Raw genomic sequence first — 26,337 nt, 5'->3', positions numbered from 1 at the left:
TCCTTACTATCTCTGCCCGGTTGTCCATCTCAGGTCGCGTCACGCGGCGCGCGTCTGAGGGACAGGCGGAATACGGTGTGTCCCGGAACCGACTCGGCCAAAATCCAGCCGTCGTGGTCCGAGATGATTTTGCTGACCAGCGCCAGCCCAAGACCGGTGCCGTTTTCCCTGCCCGACACGAACGGATCGAAAATGTCGCTGCGGATCTTGTCCGGCAGCCCCGGGCCGTCGTCGATGATTTCGATCTGCAGGGGCAAAGAATGCCCCGAACCGTCGCTGCGGCGCAGGCGGAAGGAATGTTCGAAATACGTCCGCAGGCGGATTGTCCCGCCTTTGGGGGACGCCTCGGATGCATTTTTGAGCAGGTTCAACACCACCTGCAAAAGTTGATCCGGGTCACCATAGGCCAGCGGCAACGAGGGGTCGTAGTCTTCGATAATCGTCATATGCGCGCCAAAACCCAACAGCGCTGAGCGCCGCGCACGGTCCAGAACGTCATGGATGTTGACTGGTTTGAAATCTGGCTGGGTCAGGTTCCCAAATTGCTCGACCTGCTCTAACAGCTTCACTATTCGCCGGCTTTCAGCAACGATAAGATCTGTAAGTTCAAGGTCTTGTTGGCTGATATTCATGCTCAGAAGCTGGGCGGCCCCGGTGATCCCCGCCAACGGGTTCTTGATTTCATGCGCCAGCATTTCGGCCATGCCAATCGCCGATTGCGCAGCAGATTTTACCGTGTTGCCCCGCGTCATCCGCCCTGCCAGTTCGCGTGGGGACATGGTCATGATCATTGACCCCGGATGCCCAAGCAGCGGCGCAATTTGCAAAGCGCATTGCAGCGGCGCCCGATTACCTGACCCCACATCGACATCATTCACGAAAAGCGGTGTGCCCTGTTGGCGCGCACGCAAAAACGCTTCTTCCAGTGGGGCATCCACGGCGATCTGGTCCCAGACCGGGTGACCGATGACTGCATTGCGGGACGCATTCAGGAACCCCTCTCCGGCGGAATTCACATCAGTGATCCGGTCATCGGCATCAATGATGAAAGCCGGAACCGGCAGCGATGCCCAGATGTTTTGGTCCGAGGTCATGCTGCTGCCTCTGCGTCGCCGTTCAGGGCATCGCCCAACAGGCGCAGCACCTCGGCGGTATCCCGCGAGGTCAATACCGCACGGCGAAGGGTTGCCGGGGTCGCGGCCTCATCCATGTACCAGCCAAGATGTTTACGTGCCACGCGCAGACCCAGATCGGTGCCGTAAAAGTCCAGCATCGCCTCATAATGACCGCGCACCATGTCGATCAAGTCGCCATTGGCGGGGATGACCGGCGCTTGTGCGCCATATAAATCGTGGCACATCTGGGCCAGAAGCCATGGCTTACCCTGTGCCCCGCGTCCAACCATGACGCCATCGGCGCCTGAGTGGTCCAAAGCCGTGCGCGCTGCATCAGTATCTACGATATCCCCGTTCGCGATGACGGGGATCGAGACTGACTCTTTCACCGCACGGATCGCTTGCCAGTCCGCGCGTCCCTTGTAGAACTGGCATCGCGTACGCCCGTGGATCGTGATCAGTTGGATGCCTGCACCTTGCGCCCGGCGCGCCACGTCCGGCGCGTTTAGCAGGTTGTCGTCCCAGCCCAAACGAGTTTTCAGAGTAACCGGAATGTCGACAGCGTCGACCACGGCCTCAATCAGCGTCAGTGCGTGATCCGGCGTCTTAAGCAGCGCCGAACCGGAATAGCCGTTCGTGACCTTCTTTGCCGGGCACCCCATGTTGATATCAATCACCCGGGCGCCGCGATCGGCCACCTGACGCGCAGCCTCGGCCATCCAATGCGCCTCGCGCCCGGCAAGTTGAACAGCGGTGTTTTCAACGTCAGCAGACAGCTCGGCCCGTTCCCGCACGCCCGGTTTGGCCTGCACCATTTCCTGACTAGCGACCATTTCGCTGACGACCATGCCCGCGCCAAAGCGCATCACCAGATCGCGGAACGGTCGATCGGTGATCCCGGCCATCGGGGCCAGCATGACCGGCGGATTTAAGGTTTTGTCGGCGAGGTGCAGGGTCAACGTGCTTAATCCTTGGGCAGTTGCGTCTTAGATATCGAATTCGGCGCATATGAACAACAAAACGGCAGGAAACAAGCTTGCAAAATCACCACTTGCCTATTTTTTAAGCAACTTGACGCGGGTGATTGCCTCTACATTCACCGCAGCTTAAACACTGCGCTCAAATCATCGGAGAATTCGCCCAATGACCACCGCCGCCATCATCGTCGCCGCAGGACGCGGATTGCGCGCCGGAGGCGGCATTCCCAAGCAATGGCGACCATTAGCCGGACGCAGAGTTGCGGATTGGACCATCGACCGGTTTCGCCATCAGGTCGATCATATTGTTCTGGTGCTGTCCGAGGATGTTCAGAACGCTTGGGATGAGTTTTTAGGCTCTGATCTGCTGCTGGCAAAAGGTGGCAGCGATCGCGCCGGTTCGGTACGGAACGGGCTGGATGTATTGGATGGGATGGGGATCGAACATGTCCTGATTCACGACGTCGCCCGCCCCTGCGTGAACAACCAGACTATTACGGACGTCCTGACCGCCCTAGCCACGAATGAGGCTGCAGCACCCGGTCTGGCCGTCACAGATGCGCTTTGGACCGGTGACGAAGCCGTAGTGACCGGAACGCAGGACCGGACGGGTCTTTTTGCAGCCCAGACCCCTCAGGGTTTTCGATATGACGCGATTGTCGCGGCGCACGCGGCCCATTCTGGCGGCGCGGCGGACGATGTCGAGGTCGCCCGTGCCGCTGGCATGAACGTGGTGATCGTGCCAGGCGACGCCGATAACATCAAAATCACAAGACCCGAGGATTTTGCCCGGGCGGAACGCATATTGGGGACGGACATGGATGTAAGACTGGGCAACGGCTATGACGTGCATCGCTTTGGCGACGGGGATCACGTGATCCTGTGCGGCGTCAAAATTCCGCATGACCGGGGGCTACAGGGCCACTCGGATGCGGATGTCGGCATGCATGCGGTTACTGATGCAATCTATGGCGCGCTGGCGCAGGGCGATATTGGCCAGCACTTTCCGCCCACGGACCCGCAATGGAAGGGCGCGGCAAGCGAGATCTTCCTGCGCCACGCGGTCGAGCTGTCGGTCCAGATGGGTTACAACATCTCGAATGTTGATTGCACGCTGGTCTGCGAATACCCAAAGATCGGTCCGCACGCGCCCGCGATGCGTGAAGAAATGGCGCGCATTATGGGGCTGCGCGTCGATCAGATCTCGGTCAAGGCGACCACGTCCGAACGCCTTGGTTTTACCGGGCGAAGCGAAGGCATCGCCTCATTGGCGACAGCTTGTCTGGTGAAGTCATGAACGCCGCGCAATTGATCGGGACGGTTTGCGGCGTCGGATATCTGCGCCCGGCACCAGGAACATGGGGATCTCTGGCCGCCCTGCCCCTGGCCTGGGTTCTGCATACGCTGGGCGGATTTCCCTTGTTGGTCATCGCCACTGTGGCCGTTTTTGTCGGTGGCCTGTGGGCCACCAAAGTGATGACTACTGGGCAGGAAGATCACGACCCGTCCGAAATCGTCATCGACGAAGTAGCCGGGCAGTTCATCGCGCTTTGGGCCATTTCCTACCCATCTTGGGCGCATGGAATTGATATCACAGCCCTTTGGCCCGGCTGGATCGCAGGTTTCCTTCTGTTTCGCCTGTTCGACATCACGAAACTCGGCCCGGTGGGTTGGGCTGACCGCAAAGGTGACGCGATGGGTGTGATGCTGGACGATGTGATCGCCGGCGTCTTTGCCGGGATCGGCGTTCTGGTTCTCGCCGGCATCTCACACGGTGTTCTGGGCCTATGAATGTCGCCGCTTTGCTTGACCGCGCCAAGTCGCAAGGCGTGATGATCGCGACAGCCGAAAGCTGCACCGGCGGCATGGTCGCTGCCGCACTGACGGATATTCCAGGCAGCTCGGCCGTGGTGGATCGCGGGTTTGTCACCTACACCAATGAAGCCAAGCAGCAGATGCTGGGTGTGCAGCCCGAAACGCTGGAAACTCATGGCGCGGTGTCCGAGGAAGTGGCGCAAGAGATGGCCGATGGCGCGTTGAGGAATTCAGACGCGCAATTGACTGTGTCCATCACCGGCATCGCGGGTCCAGGTGGATCCGAATTCAAACCCGAAGGCCGCGTGTGCTTTGGATTGGCAGTGGACGGGCAGAAGACGATAACCGAAACCGTGGAATTCGGAGCGTTGGGGCGTGACAAGGTGCGGCTGACCGCCCGCGATCATGCCTTGGACCTGTTGTCGCACGGCCTTTCGTCAATTGCTTAATAATCTAGCACTCCACTCATTTTGGCGCTCATTTAATCACCGGTTCACAAAAGGCCCTTAAAACAGGCGTCAAAAACCACCTCTGCCTCTTTTTTCCCCGCCTTCTCTCCGCTTCAACGCCAGCTACGCAAGCTGAAGACGCCACAGAGGAGACCGGCTGATGAACGGAGCCGATACCGCCTGGATCATAGTTGCAACTGCACTGGTCCTATTCATGACATTGCCGGGCCTCGCCCTGTTCTATGGCGGCCTCGTGCGCGCCCGCAACGTGCTGAGCGTTTTCATGCACTGCTTCTCAATCGCCTGTTTGATGAGCATCCTGTGGCTGAACGCCGGATACTCGATCGCATTTGGTGACGGCGGATCGGGCCTGTGGGGCGGTCTTGGCAAAGCCTTCCTGAACGGAGTTGATGTCGACAGCCTGTCGGGCACCCTGCCCGAGGTTCTGTTCTTTGCCTTTCAGATGACCTTTGCAATCATCACTCCGGCTCTGATCATTGGCGCGTATGTCGAACGTGTGGGTTACGGGTTTGTCATGATATTCTCGGGCCTGTGGATGCTGCTGTGTTACGCACCTGTCGTCCACTGGATCTGGGGCGGCGGCATTCTGACCGATGGCGGCATTCTGGGCGAGATCGGCGTGCGTGACTTTGCCGGTGGCATTGTGGTGCATGAAACGGCAGGTCTGGCCGCGCTGATCATCGCCGTGGTCCTTGGCCCGCGCCGCAACCGCACAACCCCGCCACACAACCCTGGCTACGTCATGATCGGCGCCGCGATGCTTTGGGTTGGCTGGTTTGGCTTCAACGGCGGTTCACAATTGGCGGCAGATGGCGGTGCCGCTATGGCGATAACAGTCACTCATATCTCAGCCGCAACCGCATCGCTGACATGGGCGCTGTATGAACGCATCAAATACGGCAAAGCCTCGATGGTGGGCCTGGTTACAGGTACGATTGCGGGTCTGGCCTCTATCACCCCAGCCTCGGGATATGTTGATCCGGTTCAAGCGCTGATCATCGGTGCCCTAGCAGGCGTGTTGTGTCAGGAGGCCGTGAACATCATCCGTAACAAGCTGAACATCGACGACACTCTGGACGTGTTCGCGGTGCACGGCGTAGGCGGCATCTTTGGCACCATCATGATCGCTGTGTTCGGCCTGGGTGCCTGGACCGCGCAGTTGGGCGGGCTGGTCATCGTAGGTGTCTTTACGGCAGTTGTCACATTTGTGTTGATCAAGGTGGTTGCGCTGATCACCCCGCTTCGCGTAGATGCAGAAACCGAGACAAACGGGCTCGATCTTTCGGTACACGGCGAGCGTGCCTATGACATGAGCAGCTAAGCCCACCTTGGCTGCCTCTTGCCCGCAAGGGCCAAAGCGGGCCTCTTCGTGAGGTCCGCTTTTCTTTTGCGCACACCCCTCTCGACTCTGGGACGGGGGACAGGCTATCAGCCCGCAACGTCATTTTGTCCCGAGGTTGCACCATGATCCCCAGCTCTTTCCCCGATAGCACCGAAATCGCCCGCCTGACCGCGCGGATGCTGCTGGAGATCAAGGCCGTCCATTTCAATTCGCGTGAGCCGTTCACACTGGCCAGCGGCTTGCCCAGCCCGACCTATATCGACTGCCGCAAGCTGATCTCGTATCCGCGCATACGGTCGACCCTGATGGATTTCCTGACGGTCACCGTGATGCGAGATGCCGGGTTTGAGGCATTCGACAATATCGCTGGCGGTGAGACCGCGGGCATCCCATTCGCCGCTATGGTCGCCGAACGTATGGCGCTGCCGATGACCTATGTGCGCAAAAAGCCCAAGGGTTATGGCCGCAATGCCCGTATCGAAGGCGCGATGAGCGAAGGTGAGCGCGTTCTGCTGGTCGAGGATCTGACCACCGATGGCGGGTCCAAGCTGTCCTTCGTGGATGCGATCCGCGAAACAGGTGCCACTTGTGGGCACACGGCGGTCATTTTCTACTATGGCATCTTCCCCGAGACCGAAAAAACCTTGGGCGACCACGGCATCCAACTGCATCACCTGTGCACATGGTGGGATGTTCTGGCCGAGGCCAAAGCGCAGAAAGCCTTTGATCAGGAAACACTTGACGGTGTCGAAGCCTTCCTGAAAGACCCGCGTGGCTGGCAGGAAGCAAATAAATCCACGTAAACCTCTTGTGGACAGATTGGGGATAAGCCCAGAAGAATCGGTCGACCGGCCACGATATCTGGTGACTTTCCCCCCAATTCCTACATAATAAGCTACGCATACACAGGTATCCAAACTGTCAGGAAAGTTATCCCAAGGCTTTATCCATAGTTAGCCACAGGTATTTCCAGATAGCCGACACGCCAAAATAGCGTGTAGAAAGCGCCGCAGGGCAGCGGGGACAAAATGAACGAGATAAGCAGCATCGAGCAGGCAGCAGCTCGGATTCAGAACGCCGAAACCATGCCGCATTCCATTGAGGCCGAACAGCAGCTTCTGGGTGCGATCCTGACCAATAACGATCTTTATGATCGGGTCGCCTCAATCATCGGGGCCGAGCATTTCTATGACCCGGTTCACTCCCGGATTTATGAGGTCGCCTCGACCCGGATTGCTAAGAATGCACTGGCCTCGCCGGTGACACTAAAATCCTTCATGGCCGAGGATGAGGGCCTGCAGGAACTGGGTGGCCCGGCCTATCTGGTCAAACTGGCAGGCGCATCGATCAGCGCCTTTGCGGTGCATGACTATGCCCAGATGATTTATGATCTGGCCATCCGGCGCGAGCTGATCCGCCTGGGCCGCGATATCTCGGACAAGGCAGCGCGGGTCGACATCAGCAGCGAACCAAAAGAACAAATCGTCGAAGCCGAGCAACAGCTTTATCAGTTATCCGAGCAGGGCCAGACCGAACAGGGATTTCAATCCTTCCTCAAGGCGGTCACAGAAGCCGTCAACGTCACCAACGAAGCGTACCAGCGCGGTGGTGGCATGGCAGGGATTTCCACCGGTCTGGCCGACTTGGACAAACAACTGGGTGGCTTGCACCCGTCTGACCTGATCATTCTTGCCGGTCGTCCGTCGATGGGAAAAACCTCTCTGGCGACCAACGTGGCATTCAATGTCGCCAAGGCGTACAAACGTGGGCTGAAACCGGACGGCTCAGAGGGCGCGGTTGACGGCGGTGTCGTTGGCTTTTTCTCATTGGAAATGAGTGCCGAACAGCTGGCCGGTCGTGTTCTGGCTGAAGCCTCCGAAATTTCATCCCATAAGATCCGCCAAGGTGACATGACCGAGTCCGAGTTCCGCCGCTTTGTCGACGCGGCCAAGGAACTGGAAGCCTGCCCGCTTTTCATTGACGACACGCCCGCCCTGCCGATTTCGCAGTTGGCGGCTCGGGCACGCCGTTTGAAGCGGACACATGGTTTGGACCTGCTCGTTATCGACTACCTGCAGCTATGCCGGGGAATGGCCGAAAACCGCGTCAACGAAATTGCCGAGATTTCGATGGGCATGAAGGCCATCGCCAAGGAATTGCAAATTCCAGTGATCGCCCTGTCCCAGCTTTCGCGTCAGGTAGAAAATCGCGACGACAAGCGCCCGCAATTGTCCGACCTGCGGGAATCAGGCTCGATCGAACAGGACGCCGACGTGGTGATGTTCGTGTACCGCGAGGAGTACTACAAGGAACGCGAAAAGCCCGGCGATCACGAACTCGAAAAGATGGAAGAGTGGAAGCAGGCCATGGAACGTCTGCACGGCAAGGCCGAAGTCATTGTCGGCAAGCAGCGCCACGGTCCCATCGGCACGGTCGACCTCTCGTTCGAGGCGCAGTTCACCCGTTTTGGAAACCTGGTCAAACCGTGGCAACAGGACGGACAGATTGAGGGGTATTAATCCTCACCACAGCTCGGGTTTGTTGAATGCACTGACACATTGAGATGGCCCCTTGAACGGCGCCATCTCAGCCCCTGTCAACGATTGCCCCAACCACCCGTGCGGATGGCTTAACGGCAAAGGAGCTTGGGCGACTTTTTCTGAAATCGGCAAAAACCCGGTTTTGCCGTAGTAGTTCGGATCGCCGTAAGTCACCACAAAATCCACTTTGTCACGGCGCAGCTCGTCCAACCCAAACGCGATCAGTCGCTGCCCTATCCCCGCTTTCTGGCGATCCGTACGCACGGCAACCGGCGACATCAGGAACACCTGTCGCGGATCTTGGTCAAAGCGCAGCCGCGAAAACAGGATGCAACCCAGCACTTGGGGGCCATCATGGGCAATGGCTGCACTCAAATCGCCGTCAGGCGTTGTGGCCAACAGATCCGAAACCAACGCGCCGATCGCGGTCCCTTCTTCATCGCTTTCCGAAGCCGTGAACACCCTCCTGAACAAGCCGGGCAGCGCGGCCTCCCATTCATCTTTCCCTGTCGTGAATTTCATGGTGAACTCTCTCCAATCGTCCGTGGGTCTGTATCTGGTTCAACGATTACACGCCGATGCACCCGGTTGAACATAGGACGGATACAATGGCGATGCAGAGGCGAGCCGAACATGTTTTTACGCCAATGCCTTGCACCGTTGGCCAATAGTTGCCCATGAACGCGGACAAGTTTGCATTTATAGCCGTCTACCCCCTTGACCTGCCGTGATCCAATGTCATGAACGGTTCCATGAGTACCGCACGTTTGACGATTAATCTTCAGGCGCTGGCCAGCAACTGGCGCGCGCTCGATGCAAAAACGGATGTCGAGACCGGCGCCGTGGTCAAAGCTGACGCCTACGGCCTGGGGGCCGAGCCTGTGTCCGCGACCCTGGCAGAGGAAGGCGTTCGCAAATTCTTTGTTGCAGTTGCCGAAGAAGGGGTTGCCGTGCGTAAGGCCATCGGCCCCGGACCGATGATCGCTGTATTCTCGGGTCATATGGAAGGTGACACCGATCTACTGCGCGATCACGATCTGACGCCGCTGATCAATGCGCCCGAGCAATTCATGCGCCATCAACAGGCGCTTCCAGATCATCCCTTTGGTATTCAGCTGGACAGCGGCATGAACCGCCTGGGTCTGGAATCTGCTGACTGGGCTGAACTGCGCCCAAAGGCCGAGGCACTGAACCCCGTCGTAATGATGTCGCACCTGGCCTGTTCGGACGAACCCGATCATCCAATGAATCGCCAGCAACTAAAGACCTTCCGCGAGATGACTGATGGCACCGCATCACCAAGGTCGCTGGCGGCCACAGGCGGTACGTTTCTTGGACCCGAATTCCACTTTGATTTCTGCCGCCCCGGCGTCGGCCTGTACGGCGGCATGCCTTTTGCCGAAGCTAAACCGGTGGTGACGGTTGACCTGCCGGTGATCCAAGTTCGCCCGGTCGAGGTCGGTGAATCGGTCGGATACGGCAACAGCTGGATCGCGCGCCGCCCCTCTCGCATTGCGACCGTTGCCGCTGGTTACGCAGACGGTTTGCACCGCGCCATCGGCGGTGGGATCGACGCGTTTTCCGGCAGCCAGCCTTGCCCTGTTGTCGGACGCATCTCGATGGATCTGATCACGGTAGACGTCACCGATCTGCCCGAAGATCCCGAACGCCTGCGCATTCTGAACGGACATCAAACAGTCGACGACCTGGCCGAAGCCGCCGGCACCATCGGATATGAAATCCTGACGTCGCTGGGCACGCGTTTTTCCCGGGGATACGTCGAATGAACCCTTTGGCCGTGCTGGGTGGGCTGGGCCGTGCTGTCCTGTCCATGCTTGCCAACTTTGGCAAGGTGGGAATTTTCGCGCTGGACGCGATCTCGCACATCTTTCGGCCGCCCTATTATCCGCGCGAGTTTGCCGTTGCCCTGATGAATGTGGGCTGGCTGTCGCTGCCGGTTGTTGGCCTGACCGCAATCTTCACTGGTGGTGCGCTGGCCTTGCAAATCTATGCGGGCGGCGCGCGTTTCAACGCCGAGGCCGTGGTACCCCAGATCGTTGCCATCGGCATGGTGCGCGAACTTGGGCCGGTGCTGGTTGGTCTGATGATCGCCGCGCGCGTGACCTCATCCATTGCAGCAGAAATCGCTACGATGAAAGTGACCGAGCAGATTGACGCGCTGGTCACCCTGTCGACCCACCCGATGAAATACCTGACGGCGCCGCGGGTTCTGGCCGCACTCATCACCGTGCCCTTACTGGTCGGGATCGGTGATGTCATCGGCATCGCAGGTGGCTATGTGGTTGCGACCCAAAATCTGGGTTTCAACGCGGCCACGTACCTGCAAAACACGGTCAATTTCCTTGAAACCAAAGACATCGTGTCATCGCTGGTTAAAGGCGCAGCCTTCGGCCTGATCGCAGCCATCATGGGCTGTTATTACGGCATGAACTCGGGCCGGGGTGCGCAAGGCGTTGGCCGAGCGACCAAGTCATCGGTCGAATCCGCCGCGATCATGATCCTCGCTGCCAACTTCATTCTCACAGGGGTGTTCTTCTCGGTATGATCAGGATGGAGAACGTAGCAAAAGCCTTTGGCGACAATCAGGTTCTGCAGAGCATGAGCCTTGAGATCCCCAAGGGCACCTCGATGGTCATCATCGGTGGTTCAGGCACCGGCAAGTCTGTGGCGCTGAAGTGCATTCTGGGCCTGATCAAGCCCGACGGCGGCATGATCTACGTGAACGGCAAAGACGCGGCCAAGGGCGATCGTGATAAATTTCTGGCCCGCTTCGGAATGCTGTTTCAGGGCGCGGCGCTGTTCGATTCCCTGCCCGTCTGGCAGAACGTTTCCTTCCGCCTGCTGCGCGGTCCGTTGAAGCGCCCCGCCGAATACGCGCGTGAGATCGCCATCGAGAAACTTCGCCGCGTGGGCCTGAAATCCGACGTGGCCGACCGCTTTCCGTCCGAACTGTCGGGTGGCATGCAGAAACGCGTAGGCCTTGCCCGCGCCATCGCGGCCGAGCCCGAGATCATTTTCTTTGACGAGCCCACCACCGGCCTGGATCCGATCATGTCCGGCGTCATCAACGATCTGATCCGCGAGATCGTGACCGAGATGGGCGCCACCGCGATGACCATCACCCATGACATGAGCTCGGTCCGCGCGATTGCCGACAACGTGGCCATGCTGCACGGAGGGGTCATCCAATGGACCGGCCCGGTCAGCCAGATGGATGCCTCGGGCGATCCCTACGTGGAGCAATTCATCAGCGGGAGCGCAGAGGGGCCGATTGAGGCGGTAAGATAAAGATGAACGTCAGCCTGATAGAACTATCAGATTTCATAAGGCTTTTGGGCCTTGCGTATTTGGCGGGTATTGTGATCTCTACATCCGGCGTTTTTCCCGCCTTCGCGAAGCCACAGTTTTCGAACAGCAAATACGACGAATCTCAGACCCTTATTCAAACAAAACAGCTCGGCTGGAGGTTCGGACTGTTAGCCGAAGACGAGAGCAATGCCAAAGCAACCGTTCTGACTTGGATAGCGGTAGTTGTTCTAATCGTGGTGGCCTACTTTGGATTGCGCTGGGCAGAAAATGCACAAATCCCTGCACTGAATATCACTCTGGGAATTACGTGCATCTTTTTAGGGCTTAACTGCCGCAGACTATTTTTGCGAAAATGGGCTGGAAAAGCATGGAAAATCGACTTTGCAAGCTTTCTGGTTGGATTGTTTATTTTGATTACCCAAATATAGATTCATGCTCCGCCTCGCTACCCTCTCGCTCCTGATCCTCTACCCCATCGCATGGTTCGCCCCGCTGATGCGCGCGGGGTTCCTGCCGGTCTTCGGCCTCAGCGAGATCAGCGTCATCACCGGCCTGCAGTCGCTGTGGAAATCAGACGTCTTTCTGGCACTGATCGTCACCATCTTCGCCCTGTTTGCGCCCTATATCAAAACAATCGGTACGGCCCTGATCCAATGGGACATGCTGGACCCACGCGTCCAACCCGCACTCAACATCCTCGGGAAACTGGCTATGGCCGACATTTTCCTCATCGCGCTTTACATCACGCTGGCCAAGGGAATCTCTTACGCCACAATCCAAACCGCGTGGGGTCTTTACCTGTTTACGGCGTGCATTCTGGCCTCGCTCGCATTGGGCCACATTACCGAAATGACACGCGGATCACGAAATCCTCAGACGTAATTGATTGAAAACGCTTATCTGAGTATCATCTTTATATTTCGAGCAGAAAATTTTTGTAGTTTCGGTCCTGAGCGGATCATTCTGTGTGTGTTAGATGTTCCCCGCTTTGGGCTGGTGTGTTCCGGTTTCAAAAGGAGTTCGTCTAAGATGACTGCCCTCCACAACATCACATTGCAATTTCAGAATGCCTTTTTAAGATTGACTTTTTTCCTCATTTGCACTGCGGCATTGTTCCTGGTCGGTGCCTGTCTTTTATCCGCCTTGGGGGTTCTGCCCTGGCTGTCCATGCAGGCCGGTTTCGGCAACGATCCGGCCATGGACGCGGGCATGTATATCCAGATCGGCCTGACCGTGCTGATTCTCATGCTGGCGTTCTATCTGCCCGCTAATGCCCGGATGATGGCGCTTGAAACGTCACATCGTAAGTTCTCATTGAACATGTATGACGTGGCTCAGGCCTACCAATTGGCCCATTCAGCGGATCGCGGCGAAACGTTTCTGCTGTCCTCGGAATTCGACGCAGTTAAGGAAAGGATGGCCTTCCTGCGCCACCACCCCGACCTGCAATCGCTCGAACCCGAAATCCTGGAGCTGGCCGCACAAATGAGCCATATCAGCCAAGAGCTGGCGGAAACCTATGGCGATGCCCGCGTCAGCCGCGCCCGCACGTTCCTGCAGCAACGTCAGGAAGAGATTGAAACGTTCCAGAAGCGGATCGAAGAAGCGCAGGTCATCCAGCATGAGCTGCGCCAATGGACCCACGATATCGAAATGGAAGAATCCATTGCCAAATCGCAGCTGGCGCGTTTGCGGGACGAACTGTTTGAATTGCTGCCCGAATTGTCGGCACAGCTTCAATCGCCCCTAGACGACCGCGATCCCAAGAAATCGAGCGTCATAGCGATGTCGCCGCCCCGCGCCGCCGAATAGGCGCGACAGCGCCCGCCGGGAACGATGGCCCATCGGGCCTGAGGACGCGGCGCGCCACCGGCGGAGATGAAAGCCCTGCAAGGGCTTGAAGAACCGCCCGCGCTCGGGCACCAAGGCCGAATGGCAAAGACAACTTTCTCCTGCTCGGCCTGTGGCGCAACGCATTCCCGGTGGTCCGGTCGGTGCGACGGCTGCGGTGAATGGAACACAATCACGCAAGACGTGCCTCTTTCGGCTGGCCCTGCAAAGAAATCCCTCGGCGGCAAACGTGGCCAGTCCATTACACTCACGGACCTGTCGACCGAGGAAACACCGCCGCCGCGCACTTTGTGCGGCGTAGAAGAACTGGACCGCGTTTTGGGTGGCGGTCTGGTCCCGGCCTCGGCCCTGCTGGTTGGGGGCGACCCGGGGATTGGCAAGTCGACGTTGCTGTTGCAGGCCGCAGCGCGGTTTGCACGTGCGGGCGTCAAGACGATTTACGTGTCTGGCGAAGAAGCCAGCGCTCAGGTGCGCATGCGCGCGCGCCGTCTGGGTTTAGAGGACGCACCGGTTCAACTGGCCGCCGAAACCAACCTGCGGAACATTCTGACGACGCTTGAGGCTGAGAAACCCGGTCTGGCCATCATCGACTCGATTCAGACCATGTGGGCCGACAATGTGGACAGCGCACCGGGCTCGGTGTCACAAGTCCGGGCCGCTGCGCATGAATTGACCACGTTTGCGAAACGACACGGTGTTTCAATCATCATGGTCGGCCACGTCACCAAAGAAGGTCAAATTGCAGGTCCTCGCGTCGTCGAACATATGGTCGACACCGTCCTTTACTTCGAAGGCGAGCGCGGCCATCAGTTCCGCATTCTGCGGGCGGTCAAGAACCGCTTTGGCCCTGCGGACGAGATCGGCGTGTTCGAAATGACAGGCAAAGGCCTGGCACAGGTGACCAATCCATCGGCCTTGTTTCTGTCCGAGCGCGGCACACCCAGCCCTGGGTCAGCCGTATTTGCCGGGATCGAAGGCACACGCCCCGTTTTGGTTGAATTACAAGCGCTTGTGGCCCCGTCTCCACATTCACAACCACGCCGGACCGTTGTCGGTTGGGACAGTGGAAGGTTGGCAATGATCCTCGCCGTGCTTGAAGCACGCTGCGGCATCCCTTTTGCAGGTCTCGATGTGTACCTCAATGTCGCAGGCGGATTGAAAATCGGTGAACCCGCCGCAGATTTGGCCGTTGCCGCAGCCCTTCTGAGTGCCCGAGAAGACACAGCCCTGCCCGCAGATACCGTTGTTTTCGGAGAAATCTCGTTATCTGGGGCACTTAGACCGGCCCCACAGACCGAAAACAGGTTGAAAGAAGCCCAAAAACTTGGTTTCACATCGGCAATCGCTCCGGCGGGCGGCAAAACCGGTACTGTGGCAGGTCTGACACTCACCCGACCCTCTGATTTGGTTGGGTTTGTTGGCGAAACCTTCGGAGCAGGTTAAAGTCGCCCCCTGAGGGGCAGAAAAAAAACAGGCGAGGGCCATGGAAGGTTTTACAATAATTGACGGGGTCGTTGCCCTGATCGTCGTCGTTTCAGGCATTCTTGCCTATTCGCGCGGCTTCTTACGTGAGGTTCTGGCCATCGCAGGCTGGGTCGCAGCCGCAGTGCTGGCCTTTATTTTCGCACCCCAAGCGGTGCCACTGGTCAAAGAGATTCCGGTTGTTGGGGATTTCCTGCGCGACAGCTGCGAATTGTCCGTCATTACGGGCTTTGCTGCAGTGTTTGCAGTTGCACTTATTATTGTCAGCATCTTTACGCCCTTGTTTTCGTCGATCGTCCAGCGATCTGCTTTGGGCGGACTGGATCAGGCACTTGGCTTTTTCTTCGGCATCGCCCGCGGCATCCTGTTGGTTGCCATCGCGTTCTTTGTCTATGACACGGTCATGACGGGTCAATCCTATACGATCGTTGACGAAAGCCGTTCGGCCAAGGTGTTCGAGCAGTTCAGCGACAAGATCGAAGAACAGAACCCCGAAGCGGCTCTTGGCTGGGTCACCCGCCAATATGAAGAACTGGTCGCCAGCTGCACGGAAGGTTCCGCACCGGCCGAGGATCTGACGGCCCCCACGACTACGGAATAAATGCCTGGCACGGGTCCCACCCATGCTGCAATTGTTGAAACGAGCCGCCGCATTGCCGGCGGCTCGTCTTCGTTTGTGCCCGAGCTTTTGTAATTGTCTGGAAGATCTTTCACTGAACGGTTGTCATTAAGAACTTCTTGGGTGTCTTGCCGGGTCTTCAAAAAACCCACACATCCCGATCAAAACCCTCCTAAAAGCGCACTTCTACTTGAGTTTCCAAGTGTTCTTTTTCGGTTGTCCGTTTTCGTAGATCCGAAACTCGTTTGCGCCGATGCGTTCGACGCTCCAGCACTTTTGCCCCCAATTCCCTTTCTCACACCACTGATCGTCTTTGACGAACCAGTCCCCCGTGTATTTGTCCTTACCGTCCCAAAGCCCGTTGAGTTTGCCGTTCTTCTTGCTTGTTGCCTTGCTGTATGCCTGAATCCACGGCGTCTTTCCGTCATTGTTAGAGACGCCAGACAACTGGCCGCCAGGTATTGTGGCAAGAAGCTCTTCCTGAGTCATGAAAACCTGCGCAAACGCTGTTGTCGTCGTCATGGCTCCAAAGCCTGCAGCAATGACTGCCACGCTCAGAAATGAACGCACACTTTTGAGTTGAAAATTACAAAGCCCGTAAGACATGAAACACATCCTTTTCGACAAATCCGAGATTGTAATGACTACTTTTCCCGTTGAGCTACCAGAGAGTCTCAACGCTAGGATTGTATCATAATGACACCAAAACCCCAAAAACTGACGCTGATGGCGCACTGTGGAAGGAAATCACGTCTAATCCGGTCCCATTCCGGGCGCCCGACCAGACCCACCAGATACCCGCTTGTCAGAGCCCGGTACAAAAACAATTAGCTGAAGAGTTTTCGAGATATCTTTTCGACAAAAAAAGGGCACTGGTTCGCAGCTACACCCGTTTATTTTTGCTTAGTAAATCTTCGAGTTCAGACGAACCCTTCGCCTGCACAAACCGTGCATCTGATCGTCTTCAAACCGAAACAACCGTCGCAGCGATTAAAAATCGGCTTTCCGTGAATGTCGCGACTTTTGATGACTTCACCCGATCCGTTACAGATCTGGCAAGGTGCCCGCCCCATACCCCTGCATCGGTGACACCGGCGCTTTACCGGTTCTTCTTTTTTGTTTCCTTGTTTGTGCTGCCACATGGCGGGTATCCGATCGAACCTTTATCATTGCCGAAAACTCACTATGTCGACCATGACACCACATGCCTGCGGTCCCTGTCACCTTTTCATGTTGTTTTTGACAAAATCCGCATGCGTCAAATCGCGAATGTGATCCTTTGATGACACAGGCGCGCTTAGGCATTATGTGAGTGGCGAACTGACATGGAATCGGAGCTGCCGATCTTGCTGTATCTGTTTTCTTGCGCGCTTGCCCTTGCGACGCTGGCGTGTTTGCGCCGCCAATCGGCCGGGCGGCAATGCGTACAGATATCGCTGTCCAGACGGCCCGACCCGCACACCTAATCAACATAAACACGTCATGGAAATTGGAGCCCGTATATGTGTGGCATTTTAGGGATCGCAAGCAGGACACATGATGTCTTTGCGGAAATCTATGACGGGCTGCTGATGTTGCAGCACCGGGGTCAGGATGCCTCGGGGATTGTGACCTATACCGGCGAATTCTTCCGTGAGAAGAAAGCCAACGGGTTGGTCAAAGACGTCTTTAACGCCAGTGACGCCGAGACCCTGCTGGGACAGGTCGGTATGGGGCATGTGCGCTATCCTACGGCCGGATCGCTCAGCGCGGCTGAGGCGCAGCCGTTTTTCGTCAACGCGCCCTATGGCATCTATTTGGTCCATAACGGCAATATCACCAACACCGCCGAGCAGCGCGAGAAAGTCACCGCCAAATACAGCCGTCATCTTCGCACCACGTCGGATTCAGAGATTATGCTGAATGTGCTGGCCGACAAAGTGGCCGACGCAATCAAGGTCAATGGCAATGCCGAACCGATCCGCAACATCTTTGCCGGTGTGAAGATGACGATGGAGCGCGTTCAGGGCGCCTATTCAGTGATCTGTCTGGTGGCCGGTGTTGGCATGCTGGCGTTCCGCGATCCTTACGGCATTCGCCCCCTGTCGGTTGCCAAGCGCGATGTGGATGGGGACGGCGACGATTATGCCTTTGCGTCCGAAGACGTGGCATTCGGCATCAACGGATTTGAAAAGCTGCGTGATGTGAAACCGGGTGAGGCCATCCTGATTGACCTCGATGGCAACATGCACACGTTCCAGGCAGTCGAGGGCCAGCTGACTCCCTGTATCTTCGAATACGTCTATCTGGCCCGTCCGGATTCGCTGTTGGATGGTGTTTCGGTCTACAAAACCCAGATGCGTATGGGCCAGACCCTGGCGCGCCAGATCGAGGCTGCGGGCCTTGAGATCGACCGCATCATCCCCGTACCCGATAGCGCCCGCCCAGTGGCGTTGGAGGTCGCAAAGGCGACTGGCATTCCCTATCGTGAAGGTCTGGTCAAAAACCGCTATGTAGGCCGCACATTCATCATGCCTGGTCAGGAAGAGCGTCAGAAATCCGTACGCCGCAAGCTGAACGCCGTTCCGTTGGAGTTTAAGGGCCACAACGTATTGCTGATCGACGATTCCATCGTGCGCGGCAACACGATCAAAAAGATCGTTCAAATGTGCCGTGAAGCCGGGGCCAAGAAGGTGTTCATCGCCAGCGCCTCGCCACCGGTGAAGTTTCCAAACGTTTATGGCATCGACATGCCCACCAAGCATGAGTTGATCGCAAACGGTAAGAACATTGAGGATATCCGGCAGGAGCTGGGCGCAGACGCCCTGTTCTATCAGGACCTCGATGACCTGATTTGGTCCGCCAAGGAAGGCAACCCGGATATCGAATCCTTCGATTGCTCGTGCTTTGACGGTAACTACATCACCGGCAGCGTCAGCGAAGACTATCTGGACAGCCTCGAAAACAGCAGCCGAGTCAGCAAGAAAAAGCAGGACATGCAGGTGCCCGGCGGATCCTGGAACGCGGCCAAACTAGCGTCCGGCTAAGGACATACCCGCGAATCAGATTGCAGTGATGGCCCGATTCGCAATTGCGATGCGGACCTTTTCACGTATGGGCCACGCCTGATCGGTTGGTTTTCGCGCACAACTTTTCGATGAAGAAACCGCAATTGCAGGAACTTCGGCGACGCAGCTATTCAGCCGCGCTATCACGCAATCCCCGCCTCTTTAGTTCCCGTCCTTCGTTTGATAGCGCATTTGCCGAACCACTCATAAAATAAGGGGTCAGGCCAACGTGGCCAGGCCGAAAATTATGTCAAACGCCAACGTCAAAAACGCGGCCACACAGACGGGCGCGCTAAAGAAGAACTCAGTCTCTGTGCTGGGCGTCTTTGGTCCAAAAGCTGACATGCGTGCGTTGGTGCGCCTGTCGTCAGGCCGGGTCAAAGAGGTCAAGCCCGGCAGCCGGGTGTCGTCGGGCACTGTGATTGCCATTGATGACGAAGGCGTCATGCTGCGACAAAGCGGCCAGACCAAGCGGATCGTCATCCCCGGAAGTTAATCTGCCTTGACGCCCTGCGCGCATGGGTTCAAACCGCCCTTATGACCGATCAGACTAAAATTGCCCTCATCACCGGGGCTTCGCGCGGATTGGGTGCTGCCCTGGCCGAAGCTCTGGCACCCGAGTATCACATCGTCGCCGTCGCCCGCACCACTGGTGGGCTGGAAGAGTTAGACGACCGGATCAAAGCCAAAGGTGGCGCGGCCACGCTTGCGCCGATGGACATCGCGGACCCGAACGCCATGGCGACCCTGTGCCGGGGGATTCATGACCGATGGGGCAAAGTTGATCTGTGGATGCACACTGCAGTCCACACCTCGGCCCTGACGCCTGTGCATTTCGTGGACCCCAAGGAATGGACGAAGGCGGTCAACATCAACGCAACAGCCACGTCGGTTCTGATCCCGTATATTGCGCCCCTGTTGGGCGACAGCGGCCATGCGGTGTTTTTTGACGATCCCAAGGCGGGTGAGAAGTTCTATGGCATCTATGGCGCAACCAAAGCCGCGCAACTGGCGCTTGCCCGCAGCTGGGCGGTAGAGACAGAACGTACAGGTCCGCGCGTGTCCATCGTGGAACCCGCGCCAATGCCCACGGCTGTGCGCGCTCGGTTCCACCCCGGCGAAGACCGCGATGTGTTGACTAGTCCTGCGGATGAGGCGGCCAGAATTCTGACGCTGTTTTAGGTATAGCCCTTTTAGCCATGCCTCCGGTGGGGATATTTTGGCCAGATGTAGCGGGCGGATTACGTGATATGTACGCCGTTGCGCCCAGCCAGATCGACAAAGAACTGCCATGCCACGCGACCCGAGCGTCCGCCCCGGGTGGCTTGCCATTCGATGGCCTCGGCGCGCAGGATCTCGGCGTCTACGGATACGCCATGAGCCGCGCAATAGCGGTCGATCATCGCAAGATATTCATCCTGATCGCAGGGATGAAAACCCAGCCACAGGCCGAACCGATCGGAGAGCGAGACTTTTTCTTCGACCGCCTCTGACGGGTTGATTGCACTGGAGCGTTCGTTTTCGATCATGTCCCGCGGCATCAGGTGACGGCGGTTCGAGGTCGCGTAGAAGACAACGTTTTCGGGGCGGCCCTCGATGCCTCCGTCCAGCACCGCCTTGAGGGACTTATAGTGCTGGTCGTCGTGGCTAAAAGACAGGTCATCACAGAACAGGATGAACCGGTGCGGAGCGGCGCGTAGATGGTTGAGAAGGCGCGCGACCGAGCCCATATCTTCACGCTGAAGTTCGACCAGTTTGAGGTCAGGAAATTCCGCCTGCAACGTACCGTGGGCAGCTTTAACGAGGCTGGATTTGCCCATACCCCGAGCGCCCCACAACAGCGCGTTGTTGGCCTTGTACCCGGCCGCAAAGCGGCGCGTGTTGTCCAGCAACGTATCGCGTGAGCGGTTGATACCCACCAGCAGATCCAGATCGACACGGTTGACCTGTTTGACCGGCTCCAGCCGGTCCGGCTCGACTTGCCAGACAAAAGCCGGGGCAGCTTCGAAGTCGGGCGCGGCCAATGGGGCCGGTGCCATGCGTTCCAAGGCGTCAGCGATACGGTTCAGGGCTTGGTCGTTCATAGGCGCCTCCGGTCGTTCTTGTGGGGTTCAAACCATGTTCCGCCGGGCGCAACAAGAGCCGCGCACAAAAAAGGCGCGCCCCAACGGGCGCGCCTGATTGTTACCGATCATCAGGATTACTTGCCTTCTTCTTCCTGAATGATCTCTTCATCCGCTTCTTCTTCGTCGTCATAGTATCCATCGGCGCGCAGTTGTTCCTCGCGCTTCTTCTCAACACGTGCGACCAGGAAGATCGAAACCTCGTACAGCCCATAGACGACCACGAACAGGATGACCTGCGTGATCACGTCAGGCGGTGTCACCAGCGCTGCCAGAACCAGAATGGCAACCACAGCGTATTTACGCACGCCCCCCAGACCTTCGGCAGTTACCAACCCGGCTTTGCCCATCAGGGTCAATAGAACCGGCAGCTGGAAACACAGGCCAAAGGCCACGATGAACTTGATCGTCAGGTTCAGGTATTCCTGTGCCGAGCCCTGGAAGACCACGCTCAGCGGGGCTGTGGCGGTGCCGTCAACCACCGCCTCGCCTTCCGCTCCGAACTGCTGGAAGCCCAGGAAAAAGTCGTAAGCCAGCGGCGTGACCACGTAAAACGCAAAGCTTGCCCCCAGCAGGAACATGAACGGCGACGCCAGCATGAACGGCAGGAACGCATTCTTTTCTGTCCGGTAAAGGCCTGGTGCCACGAACCGCCACATCTGCATCCCGATATAGGGGAATGCCAGTATGAAGCCGCCCAGCAGCGAAACCTTGATGGCGACGAAGAAACCTTCCTGCGGTGAGATGAAGATCAGCCCACAATCCTGTCCGCGATCAGCAAGTACCTGACACAAGGGATTCGTCAGGAAGTTAAACAGCGGCGTAGCGACCGTGAAACAGATTATCATCCCGATCAGGAACGCCACGACGCAGTGAATCAACCGCGTGCGCAGTTCTGCCAGATGCTCGATCAATGGGGCCGAGCTGTCTTCGATCTCGTCGGTATTGCTCATGTCTTGCTTTCAGTATTCAGCGCGGCTTCGGCCTCTTCAGCCTTGGCTAGCGCATCCGCAGCTTCTTTGGCCTTACGCTCGGCAGCGGCACGTGCGGTCGAGGCCTGAATCTTCTTGGCCTGCTCGGCACGTTCAGCAGCCAGCTTGCCGGTTTCGCTGTCGGGGTCGAACTTGGTCGGGTCCATGCTCTTGGCCATTTCCTGTGCGGCCTCTTTGACACCGTCCATGGCGGTGTTCACAGGATTGGTAGCCGCATTCAGACCCTTCTTGATCTCGTTCACGCCCGCCTGATCCGCTGCCTCGTTCATGGCGCTGCTGAACTCGCGCGCCATGCCACGGGCCTTGCCAACCCAGCGGCCGACATTGCGGAACAACACTGGCAGGTCCTTTGGCCCCACAACGATCAGGGCAACAACGCCGATGACCAGAAGCTCGGTCCAGCCCAGATCAAACATCTGCGCTTAGACCTTGTCTTTGTCTGTCTCGGGCGTGACGTCTTTGGCCACCTCGGACGCGTCCTGCTCCAGCTCGTCCGCACCTTCTTTGACGCCCTTCTTGAACGAGGTGATGCCTTTGCCCACTTCGCCCATAAGCGAGCTGATTTTGCCGCGGCCAAACAGCACCAGCACCACAACGGCAATCAGCAGAAGACCGGGAAGTCCGATATTGTTAAGCATGTCTCTTCTCCTTTGAAGTCGGCGCAAGCGCGCCGGGAATGTGATCTGGCACCGTGCTTACGCGCGGGCGGTCCCTCGCAAAAGCGTGTCGACCCGGTTCTGTGCCCAAAAATGAACGGATCACGCGATTTTTGAGGACTCGCATTTCTCAACTGACAGGTTTATGTCAGTTGTAAACACGTACAACGGCCCTGTCTCATCAAATCAGGAGCATGACGTGACACAAATCGCAGAAACCGTAACCTTCAAACTCGCGGCCGATGTAACAAAGGAGGATTTCGTGAACATCATGAAAGGCACCGAATCCTTTGTTCGGAACGCAGATGGCTTTGTCTTTCGGCGCCTCAGCGCAGGGGATGACGGGCTTTGGACCGACACCGTCATCTGGGCAGACATGGATTGCGCTCAATCCGCCGCCGCAGCCTTCACCAAACAGAACTTCGCCCCCGCGGTGATGGCTGCAATCGCGCCGGACACGGTCACCATGCGCCACGACGCAATCCACTGGACCATCGGAGCGTCATGACAAGCAGAACATCCCATGCGCCGCTCTGACCGGCTGTTCGATATCATCCAGATCCTGCGCGACGGTAAACTTCACCGTGCGCAGGACATCGCGGACCGGCTTGAGGTGTCGGTTCGCACCATCTATCGCGACATGGATACGCTGGTTGCCTCGGGCGTCCCGGTCGAGGGCGAGCGTGGCGTAGGCTACATGGTGCGCGAGCAGATCACCCTACCCCCGCTGAACCTGACCCCTGCCGAGCTTGAGGCGTTGAACCTCGGTATGGCCATCGTGGCGGAAGCCGCAGACCCCGACCTCAAGGCCGCAGCCACATCGCTGGCCGACAAGATCGACGCCGTGTTGCCCACGCAGGTCGTGGCCGAGGCTGACAGTTGGAAATTTGCAGTCTATCCCTTTGCCGATGCGGCCCGTGGGCTGGCGCACATGGCCCCTATCCGTGCCGCCATCAAATCCCGCCAGAAACTCCGTCTGTCTTACCGTCGGATCGACGGCGTTCTGACTGATCGGGTCATACGCCCGCTGCACATGGAATACTGGGGGCGCGTCTGGACGCTGACGGCGTGGTGCGAGTTACGTCAGGGGTTCCGTGTTTTTCGCATAGACCTGATCGAAGCAATCTTGCCCCTGCCCGAGGTCTTCGCAGACGAGCCCGGCAAGCGCCTAAGCGATTATGATCCGCACGCGTGACGGGTCTCGTCTTTACTCGAATACTCAGGCAGAAGGCACAGCCCGCCCGAGGCCATAACCCTCACCGCAGATAGGGTTCCGGATCGACAGATTCGAACCCTTTACGCACCTCGAAATGGACGTAGGCATTGTCGCCGCCGCGTAAGGAGGCGATCTTTTGGCCGCGCTTGACACGAGCACCCTTTTTCACAGTGATGTTCTCGACATTCGCGTAGACGGTCAACAGATCGCTGTTGTGCTTTACCACAATGATCGGCACTTGATCCGCGTCCGCCGTGATTGCGGCAACAGTACCCGCAGCGGCAGCGTTAACCGGGCTACCCGGCGAGGCCGCAATGTCGATGCCTTCGTTCGAGCCCTTTTTATAGGTGCGGATGATCGTTCCTGTGACCGGCAGGCCAAGCGCAGAATTGCTTTGCGTTGTGGGTGCTTCGGCGGTCACGTCTGGCGCGGGTTCTGCCGGCTTGATATCTTCATCCGGCAGCGGTTGCGTCGCACTGGGCGGGGTCGGCGTGGGCGAGCCCTGCCCCGGTTGGGTGATCGTGGTCGCAGGAACGGTTGCAACGGCAGCTTCCTGACGGGGTGCTGCCTGGTTCTTGATGGGAATCAGCAGAAACTGTCCTTCGCGCACGGTAAAGTCAGACCCCAGCCCGTTCCACTCGGCCAAGGCATCAACCGGCACGTTATACAGGCGCGCGATCGTATACGCGGTTTCGCCGCGCTTGACCTTGTGGCGAATGGGTTCGGGTCCCGCCGGCGCAGGGGCTGGTGCAGGCGCGGCGGCTGGTTGCGCCGGTTCAAGCGTCGATGTGCGCACTGACCCATCCGCCGGAGCTGCGTCAATCGCGGTGCCTGCAATTGTCGCGATATCGACAGAACTGGCCGCGCTGACGGTACGCGGCAAGGCGACCACTTCGCCATCACGCAGCTGATCCGCAGCTTGCAATCCGTTAAAACGCGCGACTTCCGCTGCCGGTAATCCGACCCGGGCAGCGATATCGCCAACCGTGTCGCCCCGGCGCGCAACGGCCACTTGATAATTGGGATAGGTGATCACGCCACGCGCATCCGGAGCAGGCCGGTTCGCGGTGGCCGCCTGCGCCGCATCGGCCGTGGAAAAACCACCGACATTGCCGCGCAGATCATAATCTATGGGGCCCTCGCATCCCGCGAGGAACGCCAAAGACGCAACACCTGCTGCGACTGCTGATTTGGAAACTGCTCTCATTTTACTGTCCTCACCGCCTGCCCCTGTTGTCCGGGGTTCCAGCGCTTATCGCGAAATATTTCCTTACGCTCCGTCTTTGCCAAGCCCTTCTAGCAGGGGCACGAACCGAACGGGCAACAATTCATCATAGTCCAGGCCGGTCTCGGTGCGTCTGACCCGGATCAGGGTCTGAACCGCATCCGACTGTCCCACCGGCAAAACCATGATACCGCCGATTTTGAGCTGCGCCAAGAGCGGCCCGGGCGGGTCCTCGGCAGCGGCCGTCACAATGATACGATCAAACGGGGCTTGTTCCGACAAACCGAACGACCCATCCGACAGCATCGCCGTCACATTGGTCATTCCCAATTCTCGAAACAGCTCGCCGGTTTCGCGCACCAGACGTTTATGACGTTCGACCGTATAGACCCGGCGCGCCAGCTTGGACAGAACCGCGGCCTGATAGCCCGAGCCTGTACCAACCTCCAGCACCGTGTCACGAGGGCGCACATCCAGCGCCTGCGTCATCAACCCCACTACCGAAGGCTGGCTGATCGTCTGACCGCAGGCAATCGGCAACGGCGTATCCTCATAAGCGCGCTCGGCGAACAGACCCTTGACGAAACGGCCCCGATCGACCTGTTCCATCGCAGCGAGAACGCGCGCATCCGTTACTCCGCGCGACCGCAGGGCAAAGAGGAACTGCATGGTTGTTTCTGGATCAAGTCCGCTCATTCGATCGACTTCAGTTGTTCCAGAACGTCATGGGCCGTCAGGTCCGCACGCATCGGTGTGACCGAGATGTAGCCCCCAAGATTTACCGCCGCATCGGTTCCGGGTGCTGTCGGATTGTGCTGATAGCCGCCCTTGATCCACAGGAACCGCCGACCCGAGGGCGAGCTGTGCGGTTCAACCGAGAAATTGGTATCCCGGCGAAAACCCTGCGGCGCGATGCGCGTCCCCAGAACCTCATCCGCCGGCACGGGTGGGAAATTCACGTTGTAAAACAGGCGGTAATCGCCCTGCTCTTCAGGCGTTGCTTTCAGTATTCGCCGCACAAGGTCGGCCCCGTAACGCGTTGCAGCCTCAAAAGGATCATCCAGACCCAGGTTGCGCGGCCCGAAATACTGCGACAAGGCAATTGCAGGAATACCCTGCAGTGCGGCTTCCATCGCCCCACCCACCGTGCCGGAATACAGCGTGTTCTCGGCCGAGTTGTTGCCGCGGTTCACACCGGACAACACCAGATCGGGCGGCGTGTCTTTCATGACGTCGTGCAGCCCGGCCAACACACAGTCAGCGGGTGAGCCTTCGGCGGCATAGCGGCGTTCGCCCAGCTTGGCGACCATCATCGGGTGGGTATAGCTGATGCAGTGGCCGACACCCGATTGTTCGAATGCGGGTGCCACGACCCAAACCTCGCCATCCGGGCCTGCCAGATCGGCGGCAATCGCCTCAAGTGCGATCAGCCCTGGGGCATTGATCCCGTCATCATTGGTCAGAAGTATACGCATAAGCCCCATCCACCCGGCGTTTTGCCCTTGATAGACCCGCCCCCGCGTCGCGGCAAGCAAAG

32 protein-coding genes are annotated in these 26,337 nt (G+C 58.1%); 21 read left to right on the top strand and 11 right to left on the bottom strand.

The features are described from left to right. Positions 1 to 29: 29 nt before the first annotated feature. Entirely contained in the window at positions 30 to 1,094 is a 1,065-nt protein-coding gene (locus AC2FLJ_RS09025) for a two-component system sensor histidine kinase NtrB (RefSeq protein WP_496696576.1), read from the bottom strand. After that, positions 1,091 to 2,074 (bottom strand): tRNA dihydrouridine synthase DusB, encoded by a 984-nt coding sequence (gene dusB, locus AC2FLJ_RS09020; RefSeq protein ID WP_496696577.1) that lies wholly within the window; start codon positions 2,072 to 2,074, stop codon positions 1,091 to 1,093. Before dusB ends, AC2FLJ_RS09025 begins: the two co-directional genes overlap by 4 nt. Before the next feature lie 184 nt (positions 2,075 to 2,258). On the opposite strand from dusB, the gene AC2FLJ_RS09015 reads away from it, so the two are divergent. The 6 genes from AC2FLJ_RS09015 (at position 2,259) to AC2FLJ_RS08990 (ending at position 8,238) form a co-directional block, all read left to right on the top strand. Beyond that, positions 2,259 to 3,389 carry a bifunctional 2-C-methyl-D-erythritol 4-phosphate cytidylyltransferase/2-C-methyl-D-erythritol 2,4-cyclodiphosphate synthase gene (locus tag AC2FLJ_RS09015; RefSeq protein WP_496696579.1) on the top strand — a complete coding sequence of 377 codons (1,131 nt, stop codon included), beginning with the start codon at positions 2,259 to 2,261 and terminating at the stop codon, positions 3,387 to 3,389. Continuing rightward, positions 3,386 to 3,883, top strand: a complete 498-nt coding sequence (locus AC2FLJ_RS09010; protein WP_282118294.1) for a phosphatidylglycerophosphatase A family protein — start codon at positions 3,386 to 3,388, stop codon at positions 3,881 to 3,883. The genes AC2FLJ_RS09015 and AC2FLJ_RS09010 overlap by 4 nt, the downstream gene beginning before the upstream one ends. After that, positions 3,880 to 4,356 (top strand): CinA family protein, encoded by a 477-nt coding sequence (locus AC2FLJ_RS09005; RefSeq protein ID WP_108858459.1) that lies wholly within the window; start codon positions 3,880 to 3,882, stop codon positions 4,354 to 4,356. The genes AC2FLJ_RS09010 and AC2FLJ_RS09005 overlap by 4 nt, the downstream gene beginning before the upstream one ends. A gap of 160 nt (positions 4,357 to 4,516) precedes the next feature. Further along, entirely contained in the window at positions 4,517 to 5,698 is a 1,182-nt protein-coding gene (locus tag AC2FLJ_RS09000) for an ammonium transporter (protein WP_496705359.1), read from the top strand. Between the two features lie 143 nt (positions 5,699 to 5,841). After that, on the top strand, positions 5,842 to 6,522 hold the full coding sequence (locus AC2FLJ_RS08995; RefSeq protein WP_108858457.1) for an orotate phosphoribosyltransferase: 681 nt from the start codon (positions 5,842 to 5,844) through the stop codon (positions 6,520 to 6,522). A gap of 225 nt (positions 6,523 to 6,747) precedes the next feature. Next, a complete protein-coding gene (locus AC2FLJ_RS08990; RefSeq protein ID WP_058278098.1) occupies positions 6,748 to 8,238 on the top strand; it encodes a replicative DNA helicase in 1,491 nt (496 codons plus the stop codon). Positions 8,239 to 8,241: 3 nt separating this feature from the next. Here AC2FLJ_RS08990 and AC2FLJ_RS08985 read toward each other — a convergent pair whose 3' ends face one another. Continuing rightward, positions 8,242 to 8,781 carry a GNAT family N-acetyltransferase gene (locus AC2FLJ_RS08985; protein ID WP_496696582.1) on the bottom strand — a complete coding sequence of 180 codons (540 nt, stop codon included), beginning with the start codon at positions 8,779 to 8,781 and terminating at the stop codon, positions 8,242 to 8,244. A gap of 230 nt (positions 8,782 to 9,011) precedes the next feature. Here AC2FLJ_RS08985 and alr point away from each other — a divergent pair, with 230 nt between their 5' ends. The 8 genes from alr (at position 9,012) to AC2FLJ_RS08945 (ending at position 15,523) form a co-directional block, all read left to right on the top strand. Next, the gene (gene alr, locus AC2FLJ_RS08980) at positions 9,012 to 10,046 is read left to right on the top strand and encodes an alanine racemase (RefSeq protein WP_496696584.1); all 1,035 of its coding nucleotides are present in this window, start codon (positions 9,012 to 9,014) and stop codon (positions 10,044 to 10,046) included. Further along, positions 10,043 to 10,825 carry an MlaE family ABC transporter permease gene (locus tag AC2FLJ_RS08975; protein ID WP_058271809.1) on the top strand — a complete coding sequence of 261 codons (783 nt, stop codon included), beginning with the start codon at positions 10,043 to 10,045 and terminating at the stop codon, positions 10,823 to 10,825. The genes alr and AC2FLJ_RS08975 overlap by 4 nt, the downstream gene beginning before the upstream one ends. Further along, on the top strand, positions 10,822 to 11,568 hold the full coding sequence (locus AC2FLJ_RS08970; protein ID WP_496705353.1) for an ABC transporter ATP-binding protein: 747 nt from the start codon (positions 10,822 to 10,824) through the stop codon (positions 11,566 to 11,568). Before AC2FLJ_RS08975 ends, AC2FLJ_RS08970 begins: the two co-directional genes overlap by 4 nt. A gap of 2 nt (positions 11,569 to 11,570) precedes the next feature. Beyond that, complete coding sequence (locus AC2FLJ_RS08965; RefSeq protein ID WP_496705351.1) at positions 11,571 to 12,017, top strand: hypothetical protein; 447 nt, start codon at positions 11,571 to 11,573, stop codon at positions 12,015 to 12,017. Positions 12,018 to 12,021: 4 nt separating this feature from the next. Then, positions 12,022 to 12,471, top strand: coding sequence for a paraquat-inducible protein A (locus AC2FLJ_RS08960; protein ID WP_496705349.1), 450 nt, complete (start codon positions 12,022 to 12,024; stop codon positions 12,469 to 12,471). Between the two features lie 147 nt (positions 12,472 to 12,618). After that, entirely contained in the window at positions 12,619 to 13,401 is a 783-nt protein-coding gene (locus tag AC2FLJ_RS08955; RefSeq protein WP_496705347.1) for a DNA repair protein, read from the top strand. A gap of 120 nt (positions 13,402 to 13,521) precedes the next feature. Continuing rightward, positions 13,522 to 14,883: a DNA repair protein RadA gene (gene radA, locus AC2FLJ_RS08950; RefSeq protein ID WP_058278214.1), complete on the top strand. Its 1,362-nt coding sequence runs from the start codon at positions 13,522 to 13,524 to the stop codon at positions 14,881 to 14,883. Between the two features lie 40 nt (positions 14,884 to 14,923). Beyond that, on the top strand, positions 14,924 to 15,523 hold the full coding sequence (locus tag AC2FLJ_RS08945) for a CvpA family protein (protein ID WP_496696593.1): 600 nt from the start codon (positions 14,924 to 14,926) through the stop codon (positions 15,521 to 15,523). A gap of 204 nt (positions 15,524 to 15,727) precedes the next feature. Here the strand turns inward: AC2FLJ_RS08945 and AC2FLJ_RS08940 are convergent, their stop codons facing one another. Next, on the bottom strand, positions 15,728 to 16,063 hold the full coding sequence (locus AC2FLJ_RS08940) for a hypothetical protein (protein WP_233493437.1): 336 nt from the start codon (positions 16,061 to 16,063) through the stop codon (positions 15,728 to 15,730). 164 nt (positions 16,064 to 16,227) lie between these two features. Here AC2FLJ_RS08940 and AC2FLJ_RS08935 point away from each other — a divergent pair, with 164 nt between their 5' ends. The 5 genes from AC2FLJ_RS08935 to AC2FLJ_RS08915 all read left to right on the top strand — a co-directional run bounded on the left by AC2FLJ_RS08935 (position 16,228) and on the right by AC2FLJ_RS08915 (position 19,770). After that, the gene (locus AC2FLJ_RS08935) at positions 16,228 to 16,824 is read left to right on the top strand and encodes a hypothetical protein (RefSeq protein ID WP_496705345.1); all 597 of its coding nucleotides are present in this window, start codon (positions 16,228 to 16,230) and stop codon (positions 16,822 to 16,824) included. A 42-nt stretch (positions 16,825 to 16,866) separates the two neighbouring features. Beyond that, on the top strand, positions 16,867 to 17,007 hold the full coding sequence (locus AC2FLJ_RS08930; protein WP_282118284.1) for a hypothetical protein: 141 nt from the start codon (positions 16,867 to 16,869) through the stop codon (positions 17,005 to 17,007). Between the two features lie 36 nt (positions 17,008 to 17,043). Further along, positions 17,044 to 18,567 (top strand): amidophosphoribosyltransferase, encoded by a 1,524-nt coding sequence (purF, locus tag AC2FLJ_RS08925; protein ID WP_108858447.1) that lies wholly within the window; start codon positions 17,044 to 17,046, stop codon positions 18,565 to 18,567. Positions 18,568 to 18,835: 268 nt separating this feature from the next. After that, positions 18,836 to 19,084, top strand: coding sequence for a hypothetical protein (locus tag AC2FLJ_RS08920; protein WP_058271935.1), 249 nt, complete (start codon positions 18,836 to 18,838; stop codon positions 19,082 to 19,084). 41 nt (positions 19,085 to 19,125) lie between these two features. Then, entirely contained in the window at positions 19,126 to 19,770 is a 645-nt protein-coding gene (locus tag AC2FLJ_RS08915; RefSeq protein ID WP_496705342.1) for an SDR family NAD(P)-dependent oxidoreductase, read from the top strand. 59 nt (positions 19,771 to 19,829) lie between these two features. Here the strand turns inward: AC2FLJ_RS08915 and AC2FLJ_RS08910 are convergent, their stop codons facing one another. From AC2FLJ_RS08910 to AC2FLJ_RS08895, 4 genes are all read right to left on the bottom strand, one after another. Beyond that, a complete protein-coding gene (locus AC2FLJ_RS08910) occupies positions 19,830 to 20,672 on the bottom strand; it encodes an ATP-binding protein (RefSeq protein ID WP_496705339.1) in 843 nt (280 codons plus the stop codon). 116 nt (positions 20,673 to 20,788) lie between these two features. Then, complete coding sequence (tatC, locus tag AC2FLJ_RS08905; RefSeq protein ID WP_282118280.1) at positions 20,789 to 21,664, bottom strand: twin-arginine translocase subunit TatC; 876 nt, start codon at positions 21,662 to 21,664, stop codon at positions 20,789 to 20,791. Next, positions 21,661 to 22,119 (bottom strand): Sec-independent protein translocase protein TatB, encoded by a 459-nt coding sequence (gene tatB / locus AC2FLJ_RS08900; RefSeq protein WP_058271821.1) that lies wholly within the window; start codon positions 22,117 to 22,119, stop codon positions 21,661 to 21,663. The genes tatC and tatB overlap by 4 nt, the downstream gene beginning before the upstream one ends. 6 nt (positions 22,120 to 22,125) lie before the next feature. Next, positions 22,126 to 22,341 carry a twin-arginine translocase TatA/TatE family subunit gene (locus tag AC2FLJ_RS08895; RefSeq protein ID WP_058271822.1) on the bottom strand — a complete coding sequence of 72 codons (216 nt, stop codon included), beginning with the start codon at positions 22,339 to 22,341 and terminating at the stop codon, positions 22,126 to 22,128. A 217-nt stretch (positions 22,342 to 22,558) separates the two neighbouring features. On the opposite strand from AC2FLJ_RS08895, the gene AC2FLJ_RS08890 reads away from it, so the two are divergent. Together AC2FLJ_RS08890 and AC2FLJ_RS08885 are read left to right on the top strand one after the other, a co-directional pair. Next, complete coding sequence (locus AC2FLJ_RS08890) at positions 22,559 to 22,867, top strand: hypothetical protein (RefSeq protein WP_496696603.1); 309 nt, start codon at positions 22,559 to 22,561, stop codon at positions 22,865 to 22,867. Positions 22,868 to 22,882: 15 nt separating this feature from the next. Continuing rightward, a complete protein-coding gene (locus AC2FLJ_RS08885) occupies positions 22,883 to 23,554 on the top strand; it encodes a helix-turn-helix transcriptional regulator (RefSeq protein WP_496696604.1) in 672 nt (223 codons plus the stop codon). A gap of 61 nt (positions 23,555 to 23,615) precedes the next feature. On the opposite strand, the gene AC2FLJ_RS08880 is transcribed toward AC2FLJ_RS08885, so the two are convergent. The 3 genes from AC2FLJ_RS08880 to surE form a co-directional block, all read right to left on the bottom strand. Then, on the bottom strand, positions 23,616 to 24,782 hold the full coding sequence (locus AC2FLJ_RS08880) for a peptidoglycan DD-metalloendopeptidase family protein (protein ID WP_496696605.1): 1,167 nt from the start codon (positions 24,780 to 24,782) through the stop codon (positions 23,616 to 23,618). 63 nt (positions 24,783 to 24,845) lie between these two features. Beyond that, positions 24,846 to 25,496 (bottom strand): protein-L-isoaspartate(D-aspartate) O-methyltransferase, encoded by a 651-nt coding sequence (locus tag AC2FLJ_RS08875; RefSeq protein ID WP_058271826.1) that lies wholly within the window; start codon positions 25,494 to 25,496, stop codon positions 24,846 to 24,848. Next, a complete protein-coding gene (surE, locus tag AC2FLJ_RS08870) occupies positions 25,493 to 26,275 on the bottom strand; it encodes a 5'/3'-nucleotidase SurE (protein WP_109311890.1) in 783 nt (260 codons plus the stop codon). Before surE ends, AC2FLJ_RS08875 begins: the two co-directional genes overlap by 4 nt. Positions 26,276 to 26,337 lie beyond the last annotated feature (62 nt).

The sequence above is a fragment of the Ruegeria sp. CDSA034 genome (assembly GCF_059612275.1).
Note: the sequence above shows the minus strand (reverse complement) of the source record. Positions and strands in the feature narration are given on the sequence as shown.